We start from the raw sequence: 3,229 nt of genomic DNA on the forward strand, positions 1-3,229 counted from the left end.
ATTATCCACGATGTGTTCTTTAATGGTGAACCAATTGATTTGCCTAAAACACCTCATGAACCACCGCGTTTTATGAAAATACCCGTCGATATTCTGGTGGTGTTATGTCTCATTGTTGGGGTAGCCCCCATGTTATTGATTGGGCCGATTCTGTCTGTAGCGGTTGCCGCTAGTCTGCAGGCCCCGGCTCCGGAATTCAGTCTGGCCATCTGGCATGGCTTTAACTTGCCATTGATGATGAGCTTTATTGCCCTGGTGTTAGGGGTGGCGGTTTATACCGTACGACATCGTCTGTTTGCCTGGCATGACAGATGTTTACACGGGATTGAAGGTAAAGCCGTGTTTGACTGGCTGCAGTGGAAAACCATCCGGTTTGCCAAAAAAGTAACCGATTATTTTGATCAAACTACCTTACAACCTTCCGTGAGCTGGGTGATTGGCGGTGCATTGGTGCTCAGCATCCTGACGTTCTTCCAGTTTAACTCACCATTATTCGGTGACAGAACTTTAATGGAAGCCGATGTCATCACCATTCTGATGGCATTGACGTTGATTGTGGCCAGCCTGTTAACAGTCGTTTTGCATCATCAGCGCCTGACTTCTCTGATTAGTATCGGCGTGGTCGGTCTGGTGGTAGCGTTAGGATTTGTGAAATTCTCAGCCCCGGATTTGGCTCTGACCCAACTTTCTGTTGAGGTGGTGACCATCGTGTTGCTGCTGTTAGCGTTATTCTTTTTGCCACAGCACACCCCTCAGGAACGTAGCTATATCCGTTTAAGCCGTGATGGGATTATTTCCATTTCTGCCGCTGTTGCGGTATTCCTGTTGACCATGGCTGTATTGAGTCGTGAATATACCTCCATTGCCAATTTCTTTATAGAGAATGCCAAACCGGGTGGTGGTGGTACCAATGTGGTCAATGTGATTCTGGTTGATTTCCGTGGTTTTGATACCTTAGGTGAAATAGTCGTGCTGGCATTGGCCGGTCTCGGGGTCTTTGCCATGCTGGAAGGACTCAAGCTTGCTGCACCAGCAAAAGATGTTGAAGGACTGGAATGGAGTCATGACCCACACCCACCGATTATGCAGACTCTGACCCGGCTGCTGTTCCCATTAATGCTGATGGTTGCAGTGTATATATTCCTTCGTGGTCACAACCTGCCTGGCGGAGGATTTATCGCCGGCCTGATTGCTTCGGTTGCATTGATTTCACAATATCTTGCTAACGGTATCGACTGGACCAATGAGCGGTTGCGGACCGATATGCATCGGGTAATGTGGCTGGGTCTATTGATCGCTACCGGTACAGGTGTCGTTTCCATGTTACTGAGCTATCCATTCCTGACATCTGCGTTTACCTATCTGAACTGGCCCGTAGTGGGTAAATTTGAAGTGGCCAGTGCCATAGCCTTTGACTTAGGGGTATTTCTGGTGGTGGTTGGCGCCACCGTTATGATTCTGGTTGAGCTTGGCAAACTGAGTCATGCTGCACATTTCATCAATGTTGAGGATATCAAGTAATGGAGTGGCTAATTGCCAGTGTCATTTCCGTGATGACAGGTTGCGGAGTGTATCTCACACTTAGAGCAAGAACCTTTCCGGTAGTACTGGGATTGACTCTGCTTGCCTATGCAGTAAACGTCTTTCTATTTAGCATGGGGCGTTTGCAAATCGGCATCCCGGCCGTTATTGATCCTGCCGCTGCAGCTTACACCGATCCCCTGCCTCAAGCTTTGGTATTAACAGCTATCGTAATTGCATTTGGTATGACGGCTTTCCTCATCGTACTGGCCCTAAAAGCCCGTAGCGAGCTGGGTAATGATCATGTTGATGGCTTGCATCGCTCAGATGATGAACTGAAAGCCACTAAACATAACACTACAAAGACAGAAACTGAACGGAGCCAATCATGAGTCCGTTTACTATTTTGCCGGTTTTATTGCCGTTAATTGGCGGCATCCTGATGCTGATGGCTCGTCCCATAGGCATTGATACACAACGTATTTTAAGTCTGATTTTAACTACTCTGTTGGTGGGTGTGAGCCTTGTCAGCTTCCAACTGGCCAACAGCGAGATTTATCAAGTCGTGCTGCTTGGCAACTGGCAAGCGCCTTTTGGCATTGTCATTGTGCTGGATCGCCTATCGGCACTGATGTTGTTGCTGACCTCCCTTCTGGCGTTGGGCGCGTTATGGTATGCGATTCGTAACGATACCGATAAACAGGGTCAGCATTTTCATGTGTTATTCCAGTTGCAACTGTTCGGCCTGAACGGTGCATTTATGACGGGCGACGTATTTAACCTGTTTGTATTTTTTGAAGTGCTACTGATCGCCTCTTATGGCTTATTACTCCATGGCGGGGGGCGTTTAAGAACCCGTGCAGGTCTGCATTACGTGGTGATCAATCTGGTAGGTTCAACTTTATTCCTGTTCGCTGTTGGCACGCTTTACGGCATTCTGGGGACTTTGAATATTGCTGATATGGCCATCGCCGTGCGAAACGTATCAGAGGCGGATCAAGGCATCGTTGCCACCGCGGCCGTCTTGTTACTGGTGGTCTTTGGTATTAAAGCTGCCATGTTTCCGCTATATCTGTGGTTACCCGGCGCTTATGCCTATACCTCTGCTCCAGTCGCAGCATTATTTGCGATTATGACCAAGGTTGGTCTTTACGCCATTATCCGGGTCCATGGCACGATCTTCGGCGAAGAAGCCGGTGATTTAGCGTTTGTGCATATTGAATGGGTATTGCTACTCGGTTTAATAACATTGGCTCTGGCCGCTTTGGGTGTGCTGGCCGCACGTGCATTACGTCGTCAGGTCGCCTATTTGATACTAGCGTCAGTCGCTACCTTAATGGTTGCCATCGGTATCAATAATGAAGCCGCCCTTGCTGCCGCTTTGTATTACTTAATCCATTCCACCATGCTTGGTGCAGCAATGTTCCTGATAGCCGATGTGATTATGAAAGGCCGTGGCATTTATTCCGATTCGTTTACCAAAGCCATTCCGATTGATCGGCCAATAATCGTCGGTTCAGTGTTTATGCTGTTAGGTATCGCCTTAACCGGTATGCCACCGTTATCGGGTTTTTTCGGTAAGGTGATGATTTTACATTCTGCTCTTAACCATCCTTGGTTTGCAGCCATTTTGAGCGTGATATTAACTGCCGGTTTAGTGATGATCATAGCGGTAGTCCGTTCGGGTTCATTATTGTTTTACAGTGTG

Annotated in this window: 3 protein-coding genes; all 3 read left to right on the forward strand. The window is 47.9% G+C overall.

Features of this window, described 5'->3' with window-relative positions; all coding sequences use genetic code 11:
• Positions 1-1,521, forward strand: a 1,521-nt coding sequence (gene mbhE / locus B3182_RS02875) for a hydrogen gas-evolving membrane-bound hydrogenase subunit E (RefSeq protein WP_292751452.1), incomplete at its 5' end; no start/stop codon positions are given.
• Positions 1,521-1,913, forward strand: coding sequence for a Na+/H+ antiporter subunit C (locus B3182_RS02880; RefSeq protein WP_292354036.1), 393 nt, complete (start codon positions 1,521-1,523; stop codon positions 1,911-1,913). The genes mbhE and B3182_RS02880, both read left to right, overlap by 1 nt.
• Positions 1,910-3,229 (forward strand): monovalent cation/H+ antiporter subunit D (locus tag B3182_RS02885; RefSeq protein ID WP_292751455.1); only part of this gene is annotated, 1,320 nt, incomplete at its 3' end. The genes B3182_RS02880 and B3182_RS02885, both read left to right, overlap by 4 nt.

The sequence above is a fragment of the Methylophaga sp. UBA4204 genome, assembly GCF_002379485.1.
In the GTDB taxonomy this organism is placed as follows: Bacteria; Pseudomonadota; Gammaproteobacteria; order Nitrosococcales; family Methylophagaceae; genus Methylophaga.

What these genes read in the sequence shown, in the direction of transcription:
- B3182_RS02880 (WP_292354036.1), top strand. Translation starts at nt 1,521, where the DNA reads ATGGAGTGGCTAATTGCCAGTGTCATTTCCGTGATGACAGGTTGCGGA.